This window comes from Corynebacterium gallinarum (assembly GCF_014837045.1).
GTDB classification, from domain to species: Bacteria; Actinomycetota; Actinomycetes; order Mycobacteriales; family Mycobacteriaceae; genus Corynebacterium; species Corynebacterium gallinarum.
Window position 1 is genome coordinate 333,727 of sequence record NZ_JACSPR010000001.1, and the last position, 26,235, is coordinate 359,961.

Annotated in this window: 20 protein-coding genes, 1 tRNA gene and 1 other RNA gene; 9 read left to right on the forward strand and 13 right to left on the reverse strand. The window is 64.2% G+C overall.

The window, feature by feature from the left end; all coding sequences use genetic code 11:
• Window positions 1-47 precede the first annotated feature (47 nt).
• Together H9627_RS01445 and H9627_RS01450 are read left to right on the forward strand one after the other, a co-directional pair.
• Window positions 48-272: a hypothetical protein gene (locus tag H9627_RS01445; protein WP_225213346.1), complete on the forward strand. Its 225-nt coding sequence runs from the start codon at window positions 48-50 to the stop codon at window positions 270-272.
• A gap of 98 nt (window positions 273-370) precedes the next feature.
• Window positions 371-1,696 carry an MFS transporter gene (locus H9627_RS01450; protein WP_318247737.1) on the forward strand — a complete coding sequence of 442 codons (1,326 nt, stop codon included), beginning with the start codon at window positions 371-373 and terminating at the stop codon, window positions 1,694-1,696.
• Between the two features lie 61 nt (window positions 1,697-1,757).
• Here the strand turns inward: H9627_RS01450 and H9627_RS01455 are convergent, their stop codons facing one another.
• The 3 genes from H9627_RS01455 to H9627_RS01465 form a co-directional block, all read right to left on the reverse strand.
• Complete coding sequence (locus H9627_RS01455; protein WP_191732247.1) at window positions 1,758-2,279, reverse strand: hypothetical protein; 522 nt, start codon at window positions 2,277-2,279, stop codon at window positions 1,758-1,760.
• Window positions 2,280-2,505: 226 nt separating this feature from the next.
• Complete coding sequence (locus H9627_RS01460; RefSeq protein WP_191732248.1) at window positions 2,506-5,676, reverse strand: bifunctional [glutamine synthetase] adenylyltransferase/[glutamine synthetase]-adenylyl-L-tyrosine phosphorylase; 3,171 nt, start codon at window positions 5,674-5,676, stop codon at window positions 2,506-2,508.
• Window positions 5,677-5,712: 36 nt separating this feature from the next.
• Window positions 5,713-7,053, reverse strand: coding sequence for a glutamine synthetase family protein (locus tag H9627_RS01465; RefSeq protein ID WP_191732249.1), 1,341 nt, complete (start codon window positions 7,051-7,053; stop codon window positions 5,713-5,715).
• A 197-nt stretch (window positions 7,054-7,250) separates the two neighbouring features.
• Between H9627_RS01465 and H9627_RS01470 the strand changes: the two genes are divergently transcribed.
• A complete protein-coding gene (locus H9627_RS01470; RefSeq protein ID WP_191732250.1) occupies window positions 7,251-8,399 on the forward strand; it encodes a DUF2786 domain-containing protein in 1,149 nt (382 codons plus the stop codon).
• A gap of 91 nt (window positions 8,400-8,490) precedes the next feature.
• A complete protein-coding gene (locus H9627_RS01475; protein ID WP_191732251.1) occupies window positions 8,491-10,344 on the forward strand; it encodes a CYTH and CHAD domain-containing protein in 1,854 nt (617 codons plus the stop codon).
• 110 nt (window positions 10,345-10,454) lie between these two features.
• Here the strand turns inward: H9627_RS01475 and H9627_RS01480 are convergent, their stop codons facing one another.
• Entirely contained in the window at window positions 10,455-10,640 is a 186-nt protein-coding gene (locus H9627_RS01480; RefSeq protein WP_191732252.1) for an SPOR domain-containing protein, read from the reverse strand.
• Between the two features lie 161 nt (window positions 10,641-10,801).
• Between H9627_RS01480 and H9627_RS01485 the strand changes: the two genes are divergently transcribed.
• Window positions 10,802-12,151: a galactokinase family protein gene (locus tag H9627_RS01485; RefSeq protein WP_191732253.1), complete on the forward strand. Its 1,350-nt coding sequence runs from the start codon at window positions 10,802-10,804 to the stop codon at window positions 12,149-12,151.
• Between the two features lie 8 nt (window positions 12,152-12,159).
• Here H9627_RS01485 and H9627_RS01490 read toward each other — a convergent pair whose 3' ends face one another.
• The 6 genes from H9627_RS01490 to cobC all read right to left on the reverse strand — a co-directional run bounded on the left by H9627_RS01490 (window position 12,160) and on the right by cobC (window position 18,665).
• A complete protein-coding gene (locus H9627_RS01490) occupies window positions 12,160-13,569 on the reverse strand; it encodes an RNB domain-containing ribonuclease (RefSeq protein ID WP_191732254.1) in 1,410 nt (469 codons plus the stop codon).
• A gap of 39 nt (window positions 13,570-13,608) precedes the next feature.
• An RNA gene (gene rnpB, locus H9627_RS01495) (RNase P RNA component class A) lies at window positions 13,609-14,037 on the reverse strand.
• Between the two features lie 88 nt (window positions 14,038-14,125).
• Window positions 14,126-15,319, reverse strand: coding sequence for a bifunctional RNase H/acid phosphatase (locus tag H9627_RS01500; RefSeq protein WP_191732255.1), 1,194 nt, complete (start codon window positions 15,317-15,319; stop codon window positions 14,126-14,128).
• Window positions 15,320-15,447: 128 nt separating this feature from the next.
• Entirely contained in the window at window positions 15,448-16,167 is a 720-nt protein-coding gene (locus H9627_RS01505) for a zinc ribbon domain-containing protein (RefSeq protein ID WP_191732256.1), read from the reverse strand.
• Between the two features lie 204 nt (window positions 16,168-16,371).
• Entirely contained in the window at window positions 16,372-17,514 is a 1,143-nt protein-coding gene (locus tag H9627_RS01510; RefSeq protein ID WP_318247738.1) for a Nif3-like dinuclear metal center hexameric protein, read from the reverse strand.
• A 53-nt stretch (window positions 17,515-17,567) separates the two neighbouring features.
• Window positions 17,568-18,665 (reverse strand): Rv2231c family pyridoxal phosphate-dependent protein CobC, encoded by a 1,098-nt coding sequence (gene cobC / locus H9627_RS01515; RefSeq protein WP_191732258.1) that lies wholly within the window; start codon window positions 18,663-18,665, stop codon window positions 17,568-17,570.
• 25 nt (window positions 18,666-18,690) lie between these two features.
• Here cobC and H9627_RS01520 point away from each other — a divergent pair, with 25 nt between their 5' ends.
• The 3 genes from H9627_RS01520 (at window position 18,691) to H9627_RS01530 (ending at window position 21,002) form a co-directional block, all read left to right on the forward strand.
• Window positions 18,691-19,359 carry an HAD-IA family hydrolase gene (locus tag H9627_RS01520; protein ID WP_191732259.1) on the forward strand — a complete coding sequence of 223 codons (669 nt, stop codon included), beginning with the start codon at window positions 18,691-18,693 and terminating at the stop codon, window positions 19,357-19,359.
• The gene (locus tag H9627_RS01525; protein WP_191732260.1) at window positions 19,346-19,846 is read left to right on the forward strand and encodes a low molecular weight protein-tyrosine-phosphatase; all 501 of its coding nucleotides are present in this window, start codon (window positions 19,346-19,348) and stop codon (window positions 19,844-19,846) included. Before H9627_RS01520 ends, H9627_RS01525 begins: the two co-directional genes overlap by 14 nt.
• A 79-nt stretch (window positions 19,847-19,925) precedes the next feature.
• Complete coding sequence (locus tag H9627_RS01530; RefSeq protein WP_191732261.1) at window positions 19,926-21,002, forward strand: SURF1 family cytochrome oxidase biogenesis protein; 1,077 nt, start codon at window positions 19,926-19,928, stop codon at window positions 21,000-21,002.
• Here the strand turns inward: H9627_RS01530 and cbiB are convergent.
• The 3 genes from cbiB to H9627_RS01545 form a co-directional block, all read right to left on the reverse strand.
• Window positions 20,999-21,916, reverse strand: coding sequence for an adenosylcobinamide-phosphate synthase CbiB (gene cbiB / locus H9627_RS01535; RefSeq protein WP_191732262.1), 918 nt, complete (start codon window positions 21,914-21,916; stop codon window positions 20,999-21,001). The two genes, H9627_RS01530 and cbiB, sit on opposite strands and share 4 nt — an antisense overlap.
• 86 nt (window positions 21,917-22,002) lie before the next feature.
• Window positions 22,003-22,075 (reverse strand) — tRNA-Val (locus H9627_RS01540).
• Window positions 22,076-22,193: 118 nt separating this feature from the next.
• On the reverse strand, window positions 22,194-22,625 hold the full coding sequence (locus H9627_RS01545) for a DUF3052 domain-containing protein (protein ID WP_191732263.1): 432 nt from the start codon (window positions 22,623-22,625) through the stop codon (window positions 22,194-22,196).
• Between the two features lie 767 nt (window positions 22,626-23,392).
• Between H9627_RS01545 and aceE the strand changes: the two genes are divergently transcribed.
• Window positions 23,393-26,164 (forward strand): pyruvate dehydrogenase (acetyl-transferring), homodimeric type, encoded by a 2,772-nt coding sequence (gene aceE / locus H9627_RS01550; protein ID WP_191732264.1) that lies wholly within the window; start codon window positions 23,393-23,395, stop codon window positions 26,162-26,164.
• Window positions 26,165-26,235 lie beyond the last annotated feature (71 nt).

The window sequence follows — 26,235 nt, forward strand, 5'->3', positions numbered from 1 at the left end:
CCTATAGTGTTCCCCATCACTTTCCGCTCTGTTTTAGGATGAACATCATGACAGCATCACAGCGATCCCTCGACGACAACCCGGCGGGCCTGACACGGGGTAGGTCCAGCGGACTCGAGACCAGCGGATCCCTCCCCCTGCCGGAGCCCGCCCCGGTGTCCAAGCACAATCTCTACGTTCTCATCGGTTGTACCCTCCTGGCCACCCTCATGGTGATTTTCGGCCCCCAGATCTACACCCTCCTCTACATCAACAACCCCTTCGGGTTCTAAAAGGTCCCCCGTGGCATCCGGGGGGGACCGTCACAGGAACCACCGATCCACGCATCTAACGCGCCCTCGCCCGAACCGGGGGCCTAGTGTTGTCAGTTGTGTCCAAGAACAATCAGGCGCCCTCGCCGGATCCGAGGGAGAAGATCACCGGACGCGCCCTGGTCGTGTGGGTGTCCGCGGTGCTGGTGTATATCGCGGCCATCACCAGCCGCACCTCCTTCGGTGTGGCGGGCGTGGAGGCCATTGACCGGTTCCAGGTGGATGCCACACGCATCGCGGTGTTCACCGCGGTGCAGGTGGGTGTGTACGCGGCGGCCCAGATCCCGATGGGCATGCTCATCGACAAGTTCGGACCGCGCAGACTCCTGGCCATCGGTGCCCTGATCATGGGCCTGGGCCAGATCGTCCTCGGCCTCACCGATGTCTACTGGGTGGCCATCATCGCCCGTGTCCTCATCGGGGCGGGTGACGCCAGCATCTTCCTGTCGGTCATGCGCATCCTGCCGTTCTGGTTCCCGCTGCGCAAAACCCCCCTGTTCGGTCAGCTCACCACCGCACTCGGCCAGCTGGGGCAGATCATCTCCGCTGTCCCCTTCCTCGCGCTGCTCGGCGCACAGGGCTGGACCGTCGCCTTTGTGTCCCTTGGTTCGGCGGTGGCCCTGATCGCGCTGCTCGCCCTCGTGGCGGTGCGCGATGTGCCCGCGCAACGGGTTCCCAAGGAGGGGACGACACCCCCGGATACCTCAAGCACCCCCGTCAAACCGTCGATACGCACGGTGTTGCGACTGATCGTGCGCAATCCCCTGTGCTGGCAGGGGTTCTTCATCCACTATCTGCTCATGCTGTGGCAGAACGTGTTCACCCTCATGTGGGGCGTTCCACTGATGACCCTCGGCATGGGGCTGAGCGCCGCGCAGGTGGGTGTCCTGCTGACCATCAACACGCTGTGTGCCGTGGTGGCCGGCCCGATCATCGGCATCGTCTCCGCGCGCGTCGGCCGCAGGCGTGATCTGGTGGCGATCTCACTGTCCCTGGTCCCCGCCCTGGCCTGGTTCGTCTTCCTGTCCTCGGAACAGCCACGCGGGTGGTGGGCCATCGTGATCATCAACGTCATTCTCGGCGCCACCACGCCCGTCTCCAGCTACGGATTCGACACCATCCGCGAACAGCTCGACCGCACGGTGCTCGCCGCCGGCACGGGGCTGGCCAACATGGGTGGCTTCGCCGCCTCCATGGCCGCCGCCCAGCTGGTCGGTGTGCTTCTCGACGTCGTGGACACCGACGGCGGTTACGACTGGGGTGACTTCCGCATCGCGTACATCGCGGTGTTCATCATCTGGGGCATCGGCATGGTGGGCTTCTTCATCGCCCGGCTCAAGGGTGGACCCGGCAGGCGGATGATCACCCAGCTGCGCACCCGTTAAGCCCCGTTACGCGCTGAGCACGAGCGGTGGTGGGACGTCGACAAGCCCCCCGAGGGTCGTTTTAGTAGCGGTTGCGGGGTCCGCGTGGTCCCCGGGGACCGAACGGGCCGAAGGGTCCAAGCGGCCCGAAGGGACCTGCAGGTCCGCCGAAACCGCCACCGAAATCACCGTATCCCCGGTTGTCCCGGCCGTTCATGAACCCCTGGACGAACTTGTTCACGGCCTCACCGATGTCATTGAGCACATCCTCCGCAGCGGAGTCCTCACCGCGTGATCCGCGGGGGCGGTAGTGACCACGGTCATCAGCTGCGCCCAGATCGTCGGCGTCGAGAACATCATCGACATACAGTGGGCCCTCACGATCATCCGGGGAATCCAGATCGGTGAGGTCCTCCATCCCATCATCGAAGGTCATGAACAGATCATCCTGCTGCAAATCGCCGTCGAATTCGATGGTGAGGACGGTGCCCTCGAAGGTGAGTTTCTCATCGGGATCCACACCGAGCTGGTGGGCATAGCCGATGACGGCCGCCATTTCGGCGAAGGTCGCGTCGGAGAGATCAATGGAGAGTTTGATAGCCATGGTCAATATCCTGTCCGTAGTGGTCAATCGTGGTGTCAGCTGCTGGTTCTGTCTCCGACACTACGGGCGCCCACTCGGCCTGTAAACCACTTAAGGGCAAAGATCAGGGAACTCCCCGAGCAGCCCCACACAATCCACCTCCGCGAACGGGAGCGTGTTCCGGGTCTTCCCACCAATGCCATGGTGGGTGGTCCTCAGGTGGACACTGATCTGGCCACCGGAGAGGTCACAACTCCCGGCGGGCCTCGACTGAATCCAGGCCCCAGAAGACCTCCTCCACCACCTGTCGACTCTTGCGGGTGGCCTTGAGGTAGTGATCCAGATATTCCTGATATTCATCCGGATCCCACCCGGCCGCCCCGGCGACCTGCGCCAGGTGACGCCCCGGTGGTGGCAGCTGATCCGCCTTCTTACCCTTGACCAGCACCAGGGCATTACGGGCGGCCGTCGCTGTCAGCCAGGCCTCCCTGAGAATCTGCGCCTGCAACGGGTTGATGATCCCCTTCTCCTCCACCACATCCAGTGCCTCAAGGGTGGAGGTGTTGTGCAGCTCGGGATGTTCGTGGGCGTGGAGCATGGTGAGCAGCTGGACGGTCCACTCGATGTCGGTCAGCGCACCCCGGCCGAGTTTGGTGTGGGTGTTACGGTCCGCGCCACGGGGCAACCGTTCATCATCCACACGGGCCTTCATCCGGCGCACCTCGCGGATCTGTGCGTCGGAGGCCCCACCGGCCGGGTACCGGAACCTGTCGATGGTCTCCAGGAAGCGGGTACCCAGTTCCCGGTCGCCCGCCACCCAGGACGCCCGCAGCAGTGCCTGGATCTCCCAGGTCTCACCCCATTTGGCGTAGTAGTTCTCATAGGATTCGATCGTGCGCACCACCGCCCCGGAACGTCCCTCGGGGCGCAACCCCAGATCCACCTCCAGTGGGGGATCCCCGGAGGGTTTGGCCAGGCGCGACCTCATGGAATCGCAGATGGAGATCGCCCAGGCAATCGCCTCATTCTCATCCACCCCTGGTGCGGGTTCAGCGACGAACATGACATCGGCGTCCGAACCGTATCCCAGTTCAGCCCCACCCAGACGGCCCATACCTATGACGGCGATGGTGGCCAACGGCTCATCGGGCCTGCCCGGATCGGCGGTGGCCGCACGGATCTCCGCCTCCAGGGCGGCATCCAGAACCGCATCCCACACCAGGGAGAGGCTGTGACACACCTCCTGGACGGTGAGCATGTTGAGCAGGTCGGCCGAGGCCACCCGCGCCAATTCCTGTCGTCGCAGTGACCTGGCCGCCTGGATCGCCCGGTCGGGATCATCATGGCGTGCGACGGTGGCCTTGAGTGCTTTACAGACCCGGTCCGGGGCGGTCTCCAGCAGCTTCGGCCCTGTCGCCCCGTCACCCAGTTCCGCCACGAAGTCGGGTGTGGCGATGATGAGTTCAGCGGTATAGGGGGAGGTGCCGAGGATCCGCATGAGACGCTGACCCACCACACCCTCGTCGCGAAGCATCCGCAGGAACCAGCTGCGGTCATAGGCCGCATCGGAGAGTTTGCGGTAGTTGAGCAGGCCCGCATCCGGATCTGCCGTCTGGGACAGCCACTCCATGAGGGTGGGCAGGAGCATCGCCTGGATCTTGGCCTTACGGCTGGTGCCCGAGGCCAGCGCGGTGAGGTGCTCATAGGCCCGCACGGGGTGCTGGTAGCCCAGAGCACCCAGCTGCAGCTTCGCGGCCTCCTGCGACAGCTTCATCGCGTCGACGCTGAGGTTGACCACGGAATTGAGCAGTGGGCGATAGAACAGCTGGCTGTGCAGCGACTGGATCTGCAGACGGACCTTGCGCAGGTGGTTTTCCATCGCGCGTGCGGAGCTCTGTCCACCGGCCCCGGTGAAACCGGAGGCACGTGCCAGCCACCGCATGTTCATGCGGTCCTCCACCTTGGGCATGGTGTGGGTGCGTTTGACCCGCTCCAGCTGGAGACGGTGTTCCAACAGACGCAGGAACTCATAGGACTCGATGAGGTTGTGGCCATCCTCCCGACCGATATACCCCTGGTTGACCAGCACCTGCAGCGCCTCCACGGTGGAGCGCACCCGGAGCGTTTCATCGTAACGGCCGTGCACCATCTGCAGCAGCTGGACGGCGAACTCAACATCCCGCAACCCGCCACGACCGAGTTTGAGCTCGCGGTCGCGCAGCTCCTCCGGCACGTTCTCCAGGACACGCCTGCGCATGGCCTGCACATCATCAACGAAGGACTCCCGTTGGCTGGCGGTCCACACCATGGGGCCGATCGCATCGAGATATGCCTGCCCCAGGTCCATGTCACCGGTCATGGGGCGGGCCTTGAGCAGCGCCTGGAACTCCCAGGTCTCCGCCCACCGCTTGTAGTAGGCGATATGCGACTCCAGGGTCCGAACAAGAGCGCCGCTCTTGCCCTCCGGGCGCAGCGCCGCGTCCACCTCGAAGAATGAGCTGCAACCGGTCCGGATGAACTCCGCCGCCAACCGGGTCGACCGGCTGTGGGCGGGTTCGGCGATGAAGATGACATCCACATCGGAGATGTAATTGAGTTCCTGGGCCCCACACTTGCCCATGGCCATGACAGACAGTCGGGCGTCGACAGGCTTCTGTCCGTACACACCGGTGACCGCGACAGCCAGGGCGGCGGTGAGCGCGGCATCCGCCAGGTCGCTCAGACGACGGGTGACCGTGGTGAACCCGACCCGCGGCTGGGATTTGCGACGGGCATCGTTGGGGTAGGTCCCGGCGAGGTCGAGGGCTGCCAGACGCATCATGAGGGTGCGGTAGGTAAACCGCAGCGCCCGTTCAGCCTCCACCCCGGTCAGCGTGGCCCGGTAGGTGCCCGGCGTGGTGAGATCCTCCGTGGCGGTGTTGGCGACCTGCTGATCCTTTTCGTCCGCCTCGCTGTCCCCCTCGTCGTTGACGGACACCACGTCGGCGGGGGCCGCCCCGACCGACTCGAGCATCGCGGTGAACATCTCCGCCCGCGTCGGGGCTTCCTCACCGAGCAGCTCCCATAGATGGGTGTTGGCCACCAGATGATCACCCATTGCGCTCGACCCACCGAGCAGGGCGAAAAGACGCACCCGGAAGGCCTCGTCGGAACGGATCCGCTGATCGAGCTCCTCCCGCGCCTGAGGGGATTGTGATTCCAACGTCTGGTAGATCCGCACCAGCTGATTGAGGGCGACATCGGGATCACCCGCCCCGGACAGCGCCCACATCAGTGGGATCGACTCCACATTGCGCCACCCCAGCCATTCCAGATCCGCCCGGGCATTGGCGGACTTCAGGGACAGCGCACCGGTGGTGGGCAGGGGATCACGGACAAACCCCGTCACCTTGCGGGTGTGGATCAACGGATCAGTCATGGGGAATCCCCCTCCTTACAACGGGTGCGGGCGAAGCTAGTAGTCGAGGTTGGTGCGCAGTTCCCACGGCGTGATCTGGGCCTGGTACTCCCGCCATTCCCGCCACTTATTCCGCAGGAAGTACTCGAAGACGTGCTCACCGAGGATATCGGCGACCAGGTCAGAACGTTCCATCAGCCGCAGCGCGTGATCAAAACTGCTGGGCAGGTCCTTGTACCCCATGGCACGACGTTCACGCAGGCTCAGGGAGGAGATGTCATCCTCGGCCGGATCCTCCAGCTCGTACCCCTCCTTGATGCCCTTGAGGCCCGCACCGAGTAGCACGGAGAATGCCAGGTAGGGGTTGCAGGCGGAGTCGGGGATGCGGATCTCGACCCTGCGGGAGTCCGCCTTGTTCAGTCGGTAGGTGGGCACACGGACCAGGGCGGAACGGTTGGACATGCCCCAGGTGGCGGCGGTGGGCGCCTCATTGCCGTAGACGATGCGCTTGTAGGAATTCACCCACTGGTTGGTCACAGCACAGAACTCCGGTGCATGACGCAGGATGCCCGCGATGAACTGCCGGGCCGTGCGGGAGAGCATGAATTCATCATCCGGGTCGTGGAACGCATTGGTCCCACCCTCGAACAGGGACATGTGGGTGTGGATGGCCGAACCGGCGTGCTCCGCAAATGGTTTGGGCATGAAGGTGGCAGCCACACCCTGATCACGTGCCACCTGTTTAACCAGGTAGCGGAAGGTCATCACATTGTCCGCCATGGTCAGCGCGTCGGCATGCCGCAGATCGATCTCCTGTTGTCCCGGCGCGGTCTCATGGTGGGAGAACTCCACGGGGATGCCCATCTCCTCCAGAGCCAGCATGGCGTGGCGACGGAAATTGGGCGCCTCATTGAAGGTGGCCTGGTCGAAGTAGCCCCCGTTGTCGGTGGGCACCGGTGGCCGGCCATCGGTGCGCAGACTCTGAACAAGAAAGAACTCGATCTCCGGTGAGACCATGCAGATAAACCCCTCGTCCGCCGCCAGCTGGACCTGTCGGCGCAGCACCTGACGCGGATCGGAGAAGCTCGGCTGGCCATCGGGCATGGTGACATCGCAGAACATCCGGGCGGCCTGGAGGCGGGAGGTCTCGACCTCCTTGGGCAGGATCTGGAATGTCGACGGATCGGGGCGGGCGATGGTATCCGCCTCTGAGATGCGGGCATATCCCTCGATGGCCGAACCATCAAAGCCGATGCCCTCCTCGAAGGCGGATTCCAGCTCCGCCGGGGCCACCACCACCGATTTCAGCTGGCCGACAATGTCGGTGAACCAGAGTCGGACGAATTTGATGTCCCGCTCATCGATGGTGCTGAGGACGAATTCCTGTTGGCTGTTCATGCCCACCAATTTACGCAGGCCCCGGACCTGTACTGGCCAAATGCACCCCCACCGACGCCTCGGGGGTGGCAGAAATTGATGAAATAGCAGGTGGAAGCGATAAGCCGATGGCCGGGGGTGGCTGGTGTCCGCTCCACCTGATTGACTCGGTGACACCTCAAACAATAGAACACAGATGCTAACAGAAGGAGCCGGTCATGTCCCCTCACCCCTACGCTTCCGATCCCCGCACCCGGACCAGGTCCGCAGAACGCAATTATCACGAAACCCTGGTCGATGTGGCTGTCCTGTGGATCACCGACTGTGCGAAAAACGGATGGACCCCCGCCGATCTCAGGCATGAGTTCTCCGCCCAGATCGACCCCCTGCTATTCCATGCCCTGTCCAGCGTGACCCACAACGTACCGGACGAACTCCTGGACCACTGGTTCACCGGTACCCGCCCCGGGAGTGTCACCTCGCTGGGCGTGGGTTCCCTGGAGAAGATGGTGCGTCAGCTGTCCATGCTCCCACCCCTGCGTGACTGGACCGTCCTGACCAATCCCTCCTCCGGCGAGCAGGAAGCCGAGTACCTCGCCTCCCTCTCCCCTGATCAACGGCGAGCCCACGACCGGATCCAGGCCCTGTTGCGCAAGGCGGAGTCCACCACCTTCGAACACGAGGCGGATGCACTGTTGGAAAAGGCCGAGACCCTCCGTCAGCAGTACCGGGTGGAGGTGCTGTTATCCGGCACCTACACCGATCCCTCCGCCCGGCAGGAGGTCATCTCCACCCGGGTCCATCTCAGGGCACCGTGGGTGCGCTACCAACTGCGCCTGCTGAATACCGTGTCCAGAGCCTATTCCTGTGAGGCGCTGTTGCTGACCGAATCCGGGATCGCCACAGTCTTCGGCAACTCCGAGGACGTGGCCCATGTGCTGGATCTCTTCGCCAGCCTGAACCGCCAGCGGGAACATTTCATGCGTACCTCCGCGGGTGCGAAGACCGCACAGGAACAGGGAGAGACATCCCGGTACCGCCGTAGCTTCATGGTCGCCTACGCGAGCAGGATCGGGGCACTGCTCAAACGGGCAAGGGAGGATGTTCTGGACAACCTGGCTGGCGATGCCCCGATGGCCACCGACACCGTGCTGCCCGTCCTGAGGCACCGCGCACAACAGTCCCAGGAAACCCTGGCCAGACTGTTCCCCCACACCCGAACCATGTCGGTCAGTGCCACCCATCACGGTGGGTACAGGGATGGTTACACCGCCGCCGGGCGAGCCCATCTGGGTGGGGATTCTGCAGGTATAACCGGTCAGAAGATGCTGAGTACCTGTGATAACCAGGGGAGTTTTCCAGCGTAGTATTGAAGCAAAGAACCTCGTCGGGCATGTCACCGGGCACAGCTCCGGTGCCAGCCCGACGGACACGATGGTTGGAACAAGGGGTTGGAATATGAGTCAACATCTGGAAGTGGAAGCTAAATTCTCGGTAGGTGAGTCCACCGAGATCCCGGATCTCACCGGTATCCACGGGGTGACGGACATCGATCAGAGCGAGGTGCACAACCTGTCGGCGGTCTATTTCGATACCGAGGATCTCCGGCTCACCCGCGCCAAGATCACCCTGCGTCGACGCACGGGTGGCAACGACGCCGGATGGCACATAAAATTCCCGGGCACCTTCGGTCGCACCGAGGTACGCGCCGGGTTGGATGAACCGGGGTCGGATGACACCACTCCCCCACCCGCGCTGCTCGGCCATGTCCGGGCGCTGATCCAGGGTCGTCCCCTCCACCCCATCGCCGAGGTAGCCAATGAGCGCCATGTCTCCTACCTGAAAAACGAGCAGGGGGATATCGTCGCGGAGTTCTGCGATGATCATGTATCCACCGTGTGCCATCTGCCCGGGGGTGCGCGGAAGCAGTGGCGCGAGTGGGAATTCGAACTGGCTGAACAACTCGGTGAGGAAGAAGGCGGCTGGCAGCTGCTCACATCCGCCACCGATGTCCTCACCGGGGCCGGTGCCTTCGTCTCCGACAGCCCGTCGAAGCTGGTCTCCGCCCTGGGTGATGCCATCCGTTACGCACCCACCCCGCCGGAGAAGGCGACCCTGCCCGAGGATGATCCCGCCCATGCCGTCCTGGCCGCGATCGAGGCCAACGTGAACAAGATTATGGAATATGACCCGAAGGTCAGGGCCGATGAGTGGGACTCGGTCCACCAGATGCGTGTGGCCACCCGTGAGCTGCGCAGCCATATGCAGACCTTCGAGGGCATCCTCGGTGGTGAGGACTATCTCCAGCTGGAGAAGGAACTGAAGCTCCTGGCCACCATCCTCGGTCGTGCCCGGGATGCCGAGGTCATCGAGGAGCGTCTGGCCTCCCTCATCGACACGGAGGTCGGTGACGCCGTCGATGAGGAGACCACGAAGGATCTGCTGGAGGATCTCAGCAGTGATTACCGGCGCGAACACACCCGTGTGATTGCAGCCCTGGATAATGAACGCTATGCCCAGCTGTTGCAGTCACTGGAGGATCTGCTGGTCAACCCACCCCTGGTGACAGTCTCAGAGGAGCAGGAAGACGAGAAGGCACCGGCCCCCGGGTCAGACGACACCGCCGGGACACCGGCGGAGGAGGTGGTGGAGCAACTCGACCACGCCGAGGAGGCAGCTGAGCTGGAAGACACCCCAGATGCCACCGACACCACCAAACTGGAGGAAGCCGCCACCAGCGAGGTCGAGGATGCGGGAGAATCCCCAGACTCCGCCGATACGGACTCCGGTTCCGGTCAGAAGGTCGACGCCGCCGCGGTGCTGTTGAAGCATCTGGACAAGACCCACTCCAAGGTGGTCAAGCTGCATAAGAAGGCCATCAAGGAGTGGGAGGATCACGATATCCCCACCGCCGAGCGGGAGGAGAACTTCCACAACGTCCGCAAGACCATCAAGAAACTGCGCTACAGCGCCGAGGCCGTGGGGGATGCCACCGAGGTCAACACCAAGAAGCTGTACAAGGCCTGCAGCAAACTGCAGTCTGTACTCGGTGACTTCCAGGACGCCGTGACCTCACGCGACGAACTCCTGCGCAGGGCCCACAACGCGCACAAGAAGGGTACGAACACCTTCGCTTACGGTGTGCTCTACCAGCATGAACAGATGCTCTCCCGGAAATACCTGGAAGGCTACCAGGACGCGTACCAGGGTGTGGCCGCCGCCTACGACAAGCTGGAGAAGACCACGAAGAAACTCAGCCGGGAGGCGGACAAGACTGAGGAGAAGAAAACCCGGAAGAGCCGCAAGAAATAACACCATCCGGCGCACATACGCCGGATAACAACTCACGGGATGTCCTCCGGACCACGGTCCGGGTGACATCCCGTTCATCTCAGGTATTCCGACAGATCGGAAACAATGAACTAATCGTCCTCCGGCTCATCCCAGGTATCGGCGACCTCATTGCGTCCCTGGGCGATGTCGAGAGCATTGCGGGCTTCCGCCTGCGTCTCGTAGGGGCCCATGCGGTTCTTGAAGCCGGTGCCCTTGCCCTGGGTCACCTCGCCGGTGGACAGATCGTAGTACCACTTCAGATCGTTTTCGTGCATGCCCTGTACCTCCTACGTAATCGCGAATCGGCTGCGTGCGCCCCACTATAGTGATGTGCCCTGTATGCAGGGGAGGATCAGGTGGAATCGGCAACGGGCTAAAGTAGATCTGTTCACTACCGTTTTTTAATTCCATCCAGTTCAGGGAGGCCGGCCACCCCATGCCCATCTGGCAGCCAGTATTTTCCGATCCAGCAGACGCCACTGCTGAGATGACACCCCACAGGCTGCTTGACGCCGCATGTTCCCGACACAGAGATATCTTCGGCACGGAACCCACCGGTGGGGCCACGGCCCCCTCCACCTGGTCGCTGCTCGGTGAGCATACCGACCACAGTGGGGGCATCGTACTGGCCTCCCTGTCGCAGTGGTCGGTGGCGGTGACCGTCAGTCCCAACCCGGACGATGTCATCAACGTGGCCACAGTAACGCCGCTGACCACGGTGACCCCGGTGACCGGTGGGGAGATGGACGTCGAGAAGCACTCCCTCGCGGTGGACGAGGTCGCAGCACGGGCAGCCGCGCAACAGACCACGGTCAATGCCCACGGCCGGCCCTCCCCCACCCCGGTGCCGGAGGGTGGGATCGCCGCCCGGCTGGGTGGTCTCGCCTGGACGATGATCCACCGTCAGATGCTGTCGAGGGACACCCGGGGACTGGATATCACCGTGGTCTCCACCATCCCGGTGGGTATCGGACTGGGTGAGATGGCCGCAACTGACGTGGCGACCGCCCTCGCGCTGTCCACGGAGGACACCCGGGATGCCCCGATCCGGGCTCGTCTGGCGGAGATCTGCTCCCAGTCCGCTGCCATGTTCGCTGAGATCGCCCCGCTGCGGGCACGGCATACTACCGCGCTGCGGGGTGAGCGGGGAAAGATGTCCGTCATCGATTACGCCGACGGGTCCGTCACCCAGGTTCCCCACCCGGTCAACCGGTCCGCGGGTCTGTCGGCCTACCTGGTGGCACCACCGACGACCGGCGCGTTCCCCACCGGCGACCTCGATCCCCAGGAGACACGGCGCCGGCAGTACTTCGTCGATGAGGCCACCCGCGCGTTCAGTGTGGAATCACTGCGTCTGCTTCCCGATGCCACCGTCCGGGTCACCGAATGGCTGGAGGCGGTCATCGAGGTCGCCGGTCGCAAGCACCTGCCCACGGTGGAACAGGCCCGCAACTGGTTGAGCTTCTGGGAGGCGGAGACCATGCGGGCGCAGCGGCTGACCCGCGCGCTGCGGGCGCGCCGACGTCAGGATATCGCGCACCTCGTCGGCACGTCGCAGAACGATCTGAGCTGTGTGTACGGGGTGCCGGACACCGAACGCGCCCTCGTGGAACTGTGTCAGACACGTGGGGCGGTGTGCGCGCGTAGCGCCAGTGCGGGTATCACCCGCGGGGTGGTGGCGCTTGTCGACGCCCGCCGCGCCACCAACTTCGCCGCCGACCTGGCGGACGACGGTCTGCTCGTGGTGCCCCTCGGCCACGGCGAGGTGGCCAACAAGGCCTTCTAGTACCCCGCTCAGTCCGCGGGCCAGGCGAACTGCACGGTGCGCGCGACCGGATCCGCGGTGACCAGTGTGAATTTCCTCCGGGTACCGGCCTGGGGCGCACCCTGGCACCGGGCGAACACGGGTGGGTCCACGATGAACAACCGGGCGGTGGAACGGTCCTCCTCGCTGGAGAGCACCACCCCGGAGAAATTCTGCCCCACCCACGGCTGCAGCACCGTGGCCTCGGTGAGGTCCAGGCAGGCGTTATCCACCTGGCTGGCCAGCTGCGAGGTCCGTTTCATCGATTCCAGCACCGCCTCCTCGGTGTCCAGCACCCACGCGGGCACCTCATATCCACCGGCGATGGCCAGACAGTGCTCGGCGGCGAAACGGTCCACCAGCCTGCGCAGTGGTGCGGTGACGTGGGCGTAGAATCCACCCACACCGTTGTGTACCTCCGTGCCACCCGCCGCGATGCTGACATAACCGGAACCACGCAGCAGTTTCTGGGCCTCGCGCTGTATCGCCATGCCGGTGGGGACATTCGGATCCACCGACTGCAGGAACTCACCGATCGGTGTGTCCGCGGGCAGGTCGTAGCCCAGCGCGCCGGCCTCGAAACGGAACATCGCCTCGGAGTCCTCCGTGGCGGGTGCCAGGGTGCGCAGCAGTCCGTGACCGGCCTGCACCATCATGGTGCCGGCGACCATCCCGGTGAGCAGGGAGATCTCCGAGTTGTAGTCCATGATCGGGTGGCGTGGTTCGATGATGACCTCGAAATGCCCGTTGTTGTCCTCACCGGGGACGCGGACCACCCGCTGGCTCGGGATGGAGAGGTTGATGGCCTCGCGTCGTAAAGCGCTTTCCTGCCGCAACCTACCCACCGCGGGCAGGTGCTGGATGCTGGGATGCAGACTCCCCCGGTCCAGGTCCGCCTGGGCCTGGTCGTAGTCCAGACGGGCCCGGGAGCGGACCAGGGCGCGCCGCACATCAGCACCCGTGACCTCCCCGGCCTCATCGAGGGCGATGGACCACACCACCGCCGGGCGGTCCTGCCCCTCCAGGAGACTGGCTGATCCCTCGGACAGTTCCTGCGGATGCAGACGCGCCGGGGAATCAGGCAGGTAGATGGTCTGTCCCCGCTCCAGGGACACCCGTTCCAGTTCGCTGCCGGGCGCGATGAAGGCGGCGACATCGGCGATGGCGTAGTGGACGAGGAAACCGGAGTCCTGCCGCTCGATATAGACGGCCTGGTCCAGATCACGGGACCCCACGGGATCCACCGTGACAAAGGGCATGTCCCGCAGATCCACGCGTTGATCCGCGAACCGGTCACGGGCAGCCGCCGCCTCACGGTGCAGCGCAGGTGGGAAATTCCGATCCACCCCGAATTCCTCGGCGATGGGATCGAAGTCGAGGGCTGCAGCATAAAGCTTCATGCGCTCCAATTGTTCCACAGCCCGAAAATACGTGCAGGGCGAATGAGCCGGTACATAAGCCGGATTCTGTTCCCGCAGGTCTGGCCGAAGCCACAACCGCGGGCGGTGAACATCCATCTCGGACAGTCATTGCTGACTGCCTCCAGCAGCTACCTGCAGACTCGGCGAGCAGCCTTTGAAACGCCTGCACAGACACACCCATTGGAGTGCGTCCTCATGCCTTGCTCCCGGTGGGGTTTACCTGGCCAGACCAGTCACCTGGCCTGCCGGTGCGCTCTTACCGCACCCTTTCACCCTTACCACCGGCTAAAAACCGGTGGCGGTCTACTTTCTGTTGCACTTTCCCGCGGATCACTCCGGGTTGCCGTTAACAACCACCGTGCTCTGTGGAGTCCAGACTTTCCTCGGCTGATGCCTGGGTGATCCAGTCACCTTGGTTCATCAGACGCGATCACCTTGACCGACTCATTCGCAACCCGTGAGTCTACCCGTGCCGAACCGGATGACGGTAACCGCGCCGGTACGCGCACCGGTACGCGCACAATCCCCGGCCGGTTCAGCTGTCCAGATGCGAGGTGTCGTTGAACAGGCGCACGCAGGTCGGGCCGTCGGCGTAGAACTCAGCGATCGACAATGAGGCCAGGTCCAGGTGCGTCTTCTTGAAGAAGGATGGGCTGGCATCCAGGGCCTGCCGCAGGATCGACTTGATCGGGGTGACATGGCTGACCACGAGGACATTGGCTGCGCCGTAGTCCTTCTCGATCAGCTCGCGCGCCTTCTTCACCCGGCGGTGGACCTGCTGGAGGGATTCACCGCCGGGTGGTGCGATGGAGGTGTCCGTCAGCCAACGACCGTGCAGCTCCGGGTCGGATTCGGAGGCCTCGGTGAAGGTCTTGCCGTCCCACAGGCCGAAATCGGCTTCGATGAGATCATCGATGATGCGGACCTCAAGCCCCATCTGCTCCGCCACCGCCTCGGCGGTCTGTACGCACCGGCGCAGCGGGGAACTGACGATGACATCGATGCCCCCGCGTTCGGCGAGTTTCCTGGCCGCCGCCTGCACCTGACGCTGACCCAGCTCGGACAGCTCCGGGTTGGAGCGACCAGAGTACTGCCGTGCGGCGGACATGGCAGTCTGCCCGTGCCGGAGCAGGAGAAGACGCGTGGGGTCGGTGGTGGCACCGTTCCAGGTCGCCGGCTTGGTGGTGGGACAGTTGAGGTCCTCACCGGCGGGCTTGTCGACGCCCGTGGCAGTCGCATCAGTCGGATCGGTCATATCAGTCGGATCGCTCAGATCCGACACCACCGGCATGCCGTCATCGATGGGGCCTTCCGGTTTACCCGCGGCGGCGGCATCCATCGCCACATTGGACAGGTGATCGGCCACCTTGTTCTTCTCGCGGGGGATCCACGTGTAGGTGACCCGGCCGATGTCACCGGCGAGGTTGTTGGCTTCGATCGCGAGGGTCTTCATATCCGGGTGTTTGATCTTCCACCGGCCGGACATCTGCTCGACCACGAGCTTGGAGTCCATGAATACCTCCACCTCGCTGGCCCCGAGTTCACGTGCCACGCGCAGGCCCTCGATGAGGCCGCGATATTCCGCCACGTTGTTGGTGGAGCGGGTGCCCACCACATAGGCGATCTCCCGGAGGATCTTCTCCTTGTTCTCGGAGTAGACCACGGTGCCGGATCCGGCGACGCCGGGGTTTCCGCGGGAGCCACCATCGGCTTCGATAATCAGTTTCATTGACACATCATTTCCATAAAAGTCAGGAACCGGCTGTCGGCTGCGTCTTTTCCGCAGCCCACCGCCGGTCGTGGTGATCCGCCCGGATCCCTCCGCGGGGCGTGTGGTGCCCCGAACGCGGCAGGGTTCTAGGAGACGTCGCGGATCAGGTAGGACCCACACTCCGGGCACTGTGGGAGCTCATTGGCCGGTGCGTTACGCACCTCGGAGATCATGCCGGCGGGCAGAACCATGGCGCAGCCACCACAGGAACGGCCGTTGAACTGCGCTGCACCCACACCGTTCTCCATGCGCTGGGCCTGGTAGTCGGTGATGACCTCCGCGGGCAGCTGCGCGGTCAGGCGGGCGATGCGGTCACGGGGGTCCTCCTCAGCGGCGGTGAGATCCTTGGCCTTCTCCAGGGCTTCCCGGGCCTGTGCCACGGCGCGTTCGGCGTCCTGGACCCGGGACTGGGCGAGATCGCGGTTGTTGCGCAGCGCGTGGATCTCATTGTGTGCCTCCTGCAGCTCACTCATGAGATCGGCGATGCGGGACTTCGCGGTGTACAGGTCGTGCTGGAGGTCCCGGCGGCGGTCCTCATCGGTTTCCGCGCCCAACGAATCCTGACTGTCCTTCTTGCGGCGGCGCAGCTTGCGTTCATCGGACTGGATGCGCAGGATCTCATTCTCCATGTCATCGACAACCATCTGCGCGGCCGCCGCCGCGTCACGCAGGCGGATGAGATCAGCCTGGGCCTTGTCCACGGTTTCCTGCTCGGGGGACAGTTTGCTCTGGGCACCTGCGGCGAGGGCACGCTCGGCGTTGGCCAGCTCAAGAAGGGTCTTCTGCTGCTGCTGATCAAGTTTCATCTGTGGTTCTCCTACCGTGACATCTCCCGGGGGTTGCCCGTGGTCTGTCTGCTGTTGCTTCGTTCTATCGCATCGGGGACATAAGTGGGCCGGTGCGGGTCCGGCCTGGTGTTGTCGTCGTGTCAGTTAAGTCTAGGCGCTCGGGTGAGACAACCAGGGGTCGGTGTGGCGCTGGGCGGATCGTCGACAAGCACCACCTGTCACCTACCGCCCCGGGGTGGCGGACATGGTCCAGGGATCGGTCCGGATGGTGAGCACCTCCACGGACACCTCCGGGGCCTGCGCGGCCAGCAGGTCACGCACCTGGGAGGTCCAGGGGAATTCACTGGCCCAGTGGGCGGTGTCCACCACGGCGGGGCCCCCGGCGCGCAGGTACTCATCGACGGGGTGGTGGCGCAGATCGGAGGTGACGTACACATCGACCCCGAGGCGGCGGACATCATCGAGGAAGCTGTCACCGGAACCGGAGGACACCGCCACGGTGGAAACCATCTGGTCCGGATCGCCCGTGGCGCGCACACCCCACACCGTGGCGGGCAGCTGATCGGCGACCTGCTGGACGAAATCCGCCAGACGCATCGGCTCCGGAAGCTGGCCCACCCTGCCCAGGCCATAGGCGGTGTCCAGGTCGTCGGTGGCGGGCAGCTCCACCACATCGAAAGCGGGTTCCTCATAGGGGTGCACCGCACGCAACACCGTCAGGAGGTGGCTGCGCAGGCGACGTGGGGCCACGAACTCCACCCGGAGTTCGGAATCCCGGAAGAGCTCACCGACCTCTCCCTCGGTCGGGTCGGCCTCCCCCACGGGGCGGAACTGGCCGGTGCCGTTGATCTCGAAGGCGCATTCGGTGTACTCACCGATCTCACCCGCGCCGGCATCGAACAGGGCGCGTTTCACCTGGTGGGCATCCTTCTCCAGGACGTGTACACCCCACTTGTCCAGGGCATCGAGGTAGCGTGGGGCGATCGGGCGGCCCGGGGTGATCCCGACCAGTTCGGCGAGTTTGTCATTGACACCCGGGCGCGCCGAATCCGCATTGGTGTGGGCGGAGAACAACGCCACCCCACCACGGATGAGGGTGTGGATGACCCGGCCCTTGGGTTCATCTGCGGCCACGGAGGTCACCCCGCGCAGCAGCAGGGGGTGGTGGATGATGAGCATGTCCACACCGAGTTCCACGGCACGGTCGGCGACCTCCTGGGTGCAGTCCAGTGCCAGGGCGACCCGGCGCACCGGTTCCTCGGGATCCCCGCAGATCAACCCGACCTTGTCCCAGCTCTCTGCCAGGGCAGGTGGGTACGCCTGGTTCATGATGGTGCGGATATGGCCAACGGTCAGATCACTCACGTGTGGTCCCCTCATGGTTGTGTTCGGTTGTGGGGTGCAGCATTCTCCTGCGCTCATGCCCCGATATCGGCGATGGCCTGCAGCAGTGCCGCCACCTGTGCGGGTTCGCGGACGGCCAGGCGCCAGAACCCTGAGTCTAACCCAGGGAAGGTATCGCACCGCCGCACCGCAATCCCCCGCCCGGCCAGGGCACGCCGTGTCCGCTCCGCGTATTCCGCCCCACCGGGTGGTTGCACCAGGAGGTACGGCGCCGCGGAGGGATGGACGGTGAATCCCGCCGTCTCCAACGCCACGACCATGGCTTCCCGGTTGCGTGCGATGTCGGCGGTGATGGCCTCAAGGTGGGGCGCGCCCTGCTCCATGACCGCCTTGATGGCCAGGAGTTGGAGGGTGCCCAGGGGCCAGTGCGCCCGGCCACGGGACAGACGCGTCACCGTCTCCGCATCGGAGATGAGGTACCCACAGCGTAGCCCCGCCAGTGACCACGTCTTGGTCAGGCTGCGCAGCACGATGAGGCCGGGTACCTGACCGATCTGTGAGATCATCGATGCGGCATCGGTGGCATCAGCGACATCAGCAACATCGAGGAAGGCTTCGTCGACAAGCAGATAGCGCCACGGTTCCGCGAGCCGGGACAACTCGTCCACGCCGTAGAGACGCCCGGTGGGGTTGGTCGGGTTGCCGATGACCACCAGGTCCGCCTCCTCATGGACCCCGCCGAACCCGAGCGCGTCGATCGCGCGGTCCAGATCAAACGGTGCCCGCAGCACCACCCGGTCGACATCGATGCCGGCATCCACCAGGCAGGCCTCCGGTTCGGTGAAACCGGGATGGATGATCACCGGCCATGCCGGACGCAGCCTGGCCAGCAGCGAGAACCCCTCGGCCGCACCGTTGAGCAGCAACACCTGGTCAGGGGCCACACCGTGGTGGGCGGCGACTGCGGCGGTGACGTCACGGTGCAACTCGTGCCCGGGGTAGGCACCGAGCGTGTCGACGCCCGACCTCACCACCTCCCGCAACCAGTCCGGCGGGGTATCCGCCTGCACATTGACGGCGAAATCAATCACCGCACCGGCCGCAGCCTGGTCACCGTGATAGCGGAGGGGATCACCGAGGGGATCTTCGTGGGATGTAGTCACGCGGTTCATAGTACTTTCTGGCACTGTGGGTCCTGTGACTGAGCAAGTTGAAAAAACGCTGTTGTTCGACCTGGATGGCACCCTGGTGGATTCCTTCCCCGGCATCCGGGAATCCTTCCTGCACACCCTGAATGTCATGGGTTGGGAGATCCCACCGGAGGAACGGATCAACCGGGTGCCGGGCCCACCGATGGAACAGACCCTGCAGGATCTGGGGATGTCCCCGGAGATGGCGCAGGAGGGCCTGCAGATCTATCTCGCCCACTACGGTGAGGTTGGATGGGACATGTCCACGGAGTTCCCCGGTATGCGTGAGCTGTTGATCCGGCTGAAGGAGCAGGGTTACCGCCTGTGCACCGCCACCTCCAAGGGTGAGCGGTTCGCGGAACGCGCCCTGCGGAAATTCCAGATGTTCGACCTCTTCGAGTTCATGGGTGCGGCGCAGGAGAACGGTCCCCGTCGTGACAAGGCCGCGGTGATCCGACACGTCATCGACCACGTTGATCTCACCGCCGGTGATCCGGGGTTGGAGCGCGTCCTCATGATCGGTGACCGTTCCCACGACATCGAGGGCGCAGCCCAGTTCGGTATCAATTGCATCGCGGTAACCTGGGGTTATGGCACACCGGAGGAATGGGCGCACGCCCGCCACACCGTGACCAATGCCGATGAGCTTGAGAGGATTATCAATGAGTGGACCTGAACCGGGACGACCGCTGGAGATCGTCTTCGTGTGCACGGGTAATATCTGCCGCTCCCCCATGGCGGAGGTCATGGCCAGGCAGGAGGCGGAGGAGGCCGGCCTCGGTGAATTGGTCATCTTCTCCTCCTGCGGCATGGGGCACTGGCACATCGGGCAGCCCGCGGATCGCCGGGCGGTGGCCGAACTACGCGCCAGTGGTTATGACGGTTCCACCCACCGCGCCGCCCAGCTCGGCCCGGAGCACATGCGCGCCGATCTCTTCGTGGCCATGGATGCCGGACATGCCCACGAACTGGCTGCCACCGGTGTCGCGAATGACAAAATCCGCCTGCTGCGTTCCTTCGACCCCGGGTCGGATCCCAACGATGATGTGGCGGATCCCTACTACGGCACCGACCGGGACTTCACCCTCGTCAGGGAGAACATCAGGGACGCCCTACACGGGTTGTTGGACTGGGTACGCGCACAGACCGCCGGGGAATCCTGACAGCTCAATCCTGTGATCTTCGCGGGATGTGATAGGGATGGCTTAGGTCTTTGCCGCATTTAGTTCTAAGGTGTGAGGTGTGGAAAGCAAGGTAACGGGCCCGGAGACCGGGCACAGCGAAAGTACCCGGGACCGGAATGCGCGCAGCCGTTATTCGGGTGAGGTGTCAACAGGTACCACCAGGACTTCCAAGCCAAAGCCCAAGGGAGTCAGGGCGTTCCTCTCGCCCGGATGGATCCTGTCCCTGCTGCTGATCATCATCTTCTCCTATGCCGCATTCACCATGCTGGCGCCCTGGCAGTTGAACAAGGATGAGGAGATCTCCCAGCGCAACACCCAGATCCAGGAGGGGTACGACCGCGAGGTGGTTCCCTACTCGGAGGTGTTCGACGCCGAGGGCAGCGTGCCGCCGGAAAACGAGTGGTACCGGGTGTCGCTGACCGGACAGTACCTCCCGCAGAATGAGGCGCTGCTGCGTCTGCGTCCCGTCGAGACCACCCCGGCCTTCCAGTCGCTGACCCCGTTCCAGCTCAAGGACGGCCGGACCGTCCTGGTCAACCGGGGGTTTGAGACCTCCCAGGGCACGATCGTGCCGGACATGGAACCGGCACCCGTCACCCCGGTCACCATCGTGGGCATCGCCCGGCTCAACGAGGGTATGCCGGACAAGGCACCCCTGGAGGACAGCGGATACCAGCAGGTCTACGGCATCAACACCCAGCAGGTGGGTGAGCTGGTCGGCCTCGACCTGGGTGAGGACTACGTCCAGCTTGTCGACGACCAACCCGGCGTCCTCAACGCCATGCCGATCCCCCAGCTCGACCGTGGCAGCCACCTGTCCTACGGCATGCAGTGGATCGCCTTCGGTGTGATGGCCCCGCTCGGCCTGGGATATTTCATCTGGGCTGAGATGCGTGAGCGCCGCCGTGACAAAGCCGAGCGCGCGGAGATGGCCGTTCAGCCGGAGGCCGTCCCGGCCGCCGGACCGGCAGAATCCACCTCTGCCAGCGCGGCTGCCGTCAGCCCTGCGGTAGATGTCGCTCCGACGCCGCCCCCCACCTCAACAGCCATGGAACGTCGACGCCGGTCGCGGTATGGCGACCAGCACCCCGATCACTACCGGAAGATCGGCAAGCGCTCGGAGGAGCGTTTCTAACCCCGTCGTAAGACCATCGCCAGCCCCGCGGCCCCCGCGGCGCTGGCGATCTGCGTTGTGCGGGACAGGGACACCGCACGTCGCACATCCGCGGGTCCGGGGGCGGGGCCGCGCCCCATGCGTGGGCGGTTCTCCACCCCGTGCGCATAGACGGTTGCCCCGCCCAGGGTCACGCCGAGTGCTGCCGCGGCAGTGGCCTCCACCGGCCCCGCATTGGGACTCGGATGCTGCGGTGCATCTTCCCGCCAGGCCCGGACCGCCTCCCCGCCCCGACCACCCAGACCCGCCAGGCCGGTGTGGATGAGCGCGGTCAACCGGGCAGGTAGCCAGGCGGCGAGGTCATCCATCCTCGCCGCTGCCCATCCGAAATCCCGGTACCGGTCATTGCGGTACCCGACCATGGCGTCGAGGGTGTTGATACACCGGTGTGCCACCGCCCCGGGAGCACCAGCCACCCCTGCCCAGAACAACGAGGCGATCGCCGCGTCCGAGGTGTTCTCCGCCAGTGATTCCACCGTGGCCCGGGCGATCCCGGGGGCGTCGAGAAGCTCCGGGTCCCGGGAGCACAACCACGGCACCAGCCCACGAGCCTGCTCCACCCTGTCCGCCTCCAGGTGGTCCGCCATGCGGGTTCCCGTGCGTTCCAGGAGGGAACCACCCAGGCAGGCCCACAACGTGACCGCTGTCGTGGTGGCCGGCCACCGGCGGTAGGCGGCGGCGGAAACCACCACGGGCGGGATCACTGCCGTCGCGAGGAAGAGGACACCGCTGCGGCGGTCCCCACGGTAGAGCCTGGCCTCCACCCAGGACGCGTACGTTCCATACACCGCCACCGGGTGCCAGGCATGCTGCGGATCGGGAAGGAGACGATCAGCCATCACTCCCGCGATGATCCCCCGGACTCTGGCGTTCATGCACTCCCCCTCGGCAATCGGTGACAACGACAACAGGCCACATGAGGTTATCCCTCATGTGGCCTGTTGTCCCGGTACTGCTTCTGTGCGCCCTGACGGGCTCGAACCGCCGACCTGCTGGGTGTAAACCAGCTGCTCTTCCAGCTGAGCTAAAGGCGCGCACGTTCCCCACAGATTGTCAGCCAACCTGTGAAAGCAACGAGGGAAACCCTATCACACCGTCACAGGGGTCCGGAAATCAGACCCCGGTGGCCAGCGGTCACCCTGAGATCGGGGCTTAGACCTTCTTGGCGCTGCGCTGGACCAGGCAGGAACCCTGCCAGGCACCCAGGCGCTCGGCCTTGGTCTGGACCATGCCCGCAAGCTGGGCGGATTCGGAAATCACGCCCGGCGAGAGAGCGCCGTCCTTGCCGATACCAGGGGTGAGCAGCCATACGCGGCCATTCTCAGCGAGGGAACGGATGGAATCAACGAGGCCGTCGACCAGGTCGCCGTCCTCCTCGCGCCACCAGAGCAGCACGACATCGCACAGCTCATCGGTATCCTCATCCAGGAGTTCCCCGCCGATGACATCCTCGACAGACTCACTGATCTGCGAATCGCAATCCTCGTCCCATCCGATTTCCTGGACGCTCTGACCCGATTCGATCCCGAGTAGTTGAGCATAATCCTGGGCACCCTGCTTGACTGTGCCCGGAGCGTCGGCCACTGTATGTTCCTCCTGTGAATTGAACCCCCGATATAAAGAAGGGGCAGTCCACCTTTGGAACCACCTCCCGAGGGCTATTGACGTTTACCCCTCGCACAATACCGCGCATAGCCCAGAAGTTCCCATATTTCCTGGGAATTATTCCCCAATTCTCCCCCACGTTAAGCAAGAACATCCTTTTGACGGAGTTCATACCTATCCCAAGTCGGATGCCCGGTGACTCCCACACGCCACCCAAACCGCCACCCCTCCCCTTCCCGGTCGGTGAGCTTGAGGGCCCATATACCGACATCAGACCTCAATTTCATTCGCCAGAAGGCCAAACATGAGAGAAACTTCACATTCCGGATTTGCACTTTCTTCCATGTGGAAAAGGCCCGGTGGGGTTGCCTTCATAAGGGCAGCTCCCCCCCACATCGCAGGACCCCCGTTTTCCATAATGTGGCCTGGGACACCCTTGCAGTGGAGTGTTCCGCACCCCACCCAAGCCCTCATCAGCAGGTGAAACAGGCCCTCCTGCAATGCTTTGTTAAAAAGACCCGGCGTTTATGCGTATCCTTGTGTCAATTGTGCGCGCACCGCCACCAGCTTTCCTCAGGAACGAACACGGTCGGGACATCCTCCCCGGATTCCCCGCAAGGATCACCACCCACTCCGATATCGGTGGGGTGTGACCGGGTACGTCTTCAGCTGCGGGTGATGGAAGCGGTCGCCGGTCAGCCGGTCGCATAAACGAAACGAAAAACATTCCAACAGGAGGTGTGGAAATGGCCGATCAAGCAAAACTTGGTGGCAAGCCCACAGATGACACCAACTTCGCGATGATCCGTGATGGTGTTGCATCTTATTTGAACGACTCCGACCCGGAGGAGACCAGGGAGTGGATGGACTCACTCGACGGTCTGCTGCAGGATTCCTCTCCGGAGCGCGCCCGTTACCTGATGCTGCGCCTGCTGGAGCGGGCGTCCGCCAAGCGTGTCCCCCTGCCCCCGATGACGTCCACCGACTACGTCAACACCATCCCCACCACCATGGAGCCCGATTTCCCCGGTGATGAGGAGATGGAGAAGCGGTACCGCCGCTGGATGCGGTGGAACGCCGCAATCATGGTGCACCGCGCCCAGCGCCCCGGAATCGGTGTGGGTGGACACATTTCCACCTACGCCGGCGCCGCCCCGCTGTACGAGGTCGGTTTCAACCACTTCTTCCGCGGCAAGGACCACCCGGGTGGCGGTGACCAGATCTTCTTCCAGGGTCACGCATCCCCGGGCATGTACGCCCGCGCCTTCCTCGAGGGTCGCCTCACCGAGGATGACCTGGACAGCTTCCGCCAGGAGGTCTCCTACGAGGGTGGCGGAATCCCGTCCTACCCGCACCCACACGGCATGCCTGAGTTCTGGGAATTCCCGACCGTGTCCATGGGTCTCGGCCCGATGGACGCCATCTACCAGGCCCGCTTCAACCGCTACCTGCACAACCGTGGCATCAAGGACACCTCCGATCAGCACGTCTGGGCCTTCCTCGGCGACGGCGAGATGGACGAGCCGGAGTCCCGTGGTCTCATCCACCAGGCCGCACTGAACAACCTGGACAACCTCACCTTCGTGGTCAACTGCAACCTGCAGCGCCTTGACGGCCCGGTCCGCGGTAACACCAAGATCATCCAGGAACTCGAGTCCTTCTTCCGTGGTGCCGGCTGGTCCGTCATCAAGGTCATCTGGGGCCGTGAGTGGGATGAACTTCTGGAGAAGGATCAGGACGGTGCACTCGTCGAGGTCATGAACAACACCTCCGACGGCGACTACCAGACCTTCAAGGCCAATGACGGCGCCTATGTCCGCGAGCACTTCTTCGGTCGCGACCCCCGCACCGCGAAGCTCGTGGAGGACATGACCGACGAGGAGATCTGGAAGCTGCCCCGCGGTGGACATGACTACCGCAAGGTCTACGCCGCCTACAAGCGTGCGCTGGAAACCAAGGACCGCCCAACCGTTATCCTCGCCCACACCATCAAGGGTTACGGCCTGGGTCACAACTTCGAGGGCCGTAACGCGACCCACCAGATGAAGAAGCTGACCCTGGACGACCTGAAACAGTTCCGCGACAAGCAGGGCCTGCCCATCTCCGATGAGGAGCTGGAGAAGGATCCCTACCTGCCTCCGTACTACCACCCGGGTGAGGACTCACCGGAGATCAAGTACATGAAGGAGCGCCGCAGGGAACTCGGTGGGTACCTGCCGGAGCGCCGCGAGAACTACGAGCCACTCCAGGTTCCCCCGCTGGACAAGCTGCGCTCCGTGCGCAAGGGTTCCGGCAAGCAGCAGGTGGCCACCACCATGGCCACCGTGCGTACCTTCAAGGAGCTCATGCGTGACAAGAACCTGGCTGACCGCCTGGTTCCGATCATCCCGGATGAGGCCCGCACCTTCGGTCTGGACTCCTGGTTCCCGACCCTGAAGATCTACAACCCACACGGTCAGAACTATGTGCCGGTCGACCACGACCTCATGCTGTCCTACCGTGAAGCCAAGGATGGCCAGATCCTGCACGAGGGCATCAACGAGGCCGGCTCCGTGGCATCGTTCATCGCCGCCGGCACCTCCTACGCCACCCACGGCGAGGCCATGATCCCGCTGTACATCTTCTACTCGATGTTCGGTTTCCAGCGCACCGGTGACGGCATCTGGGCCGCCGCCGATCAGATGACGCGTGGTTTCCTCCTGGGCGCCACGGCCGGTCGCACCACCCTGACCGGTGAGGGTCTCCAGCACATGGACGGCCACTCCCCGATCCTGGCCTCCACCAACCCCGGTGTGGAGACCTACGATCCCGCGTTCTCCTACGAGATCGCACACCTGGTCCACCGCGGCATCGACCGCATGTACGGGCCGGGCAAGGGTGAGAATGTCATCTACTACATCACCATCTACAACGAGCCGACCCCGCAGCCCGCTGAGCCTGAGGATCTGGACGTGGAGGGCCTGCACAAGGGCATCTACCTCTACGACAAGGCCGCCGAGGGTGAGGGCCATGAGGCCTCCATCCTGGCCTCCGGCATCGGCATGCAGTGGGCACTGCGTGCCCGTGACATCCTGGCTGAGGATTACGGCATCAGGGCCAACATCTTCTCCGCCACCTCGTGGGTGCAGCTGGCACGTGACGGTGCCCGTCGCAACCTGGAGGCACTGCGCAACCCTGGTGCGGATGTCGGCGAGGCGTTCGTGACCACCCAGCTGAAGAAGGGTTCCGGCCCCTACGTCGCGGTATCCGACTTCGCGACCGACCTGCCGAACCAGATCCGCGAGTGGGTGCCCGGCGACTACACCGTCCTCGGTGCCGACGGCTTCGGTTTCTCCGATACCCGTCCAGCAGCCCGTCGTTACTTCAACATCGACGCCGAGTCCATCGTCGTGGCAGTCCTGCGTGGCCTGGTCCGCGAGGGCACCATCGATGCCTCCGTGGCGGCGCAGGCAGCTGAGAAGTACAAGCTGTCCGACCCGACGGCCCCACAGGTCGATCCGGACGCACCGATCGAGTAGACCTGCTTGTCGACGAAAAACACCCCCGCTCCCCTCACATGATGAGGGGAGCGGGGGTGTGGTCGTTCCCG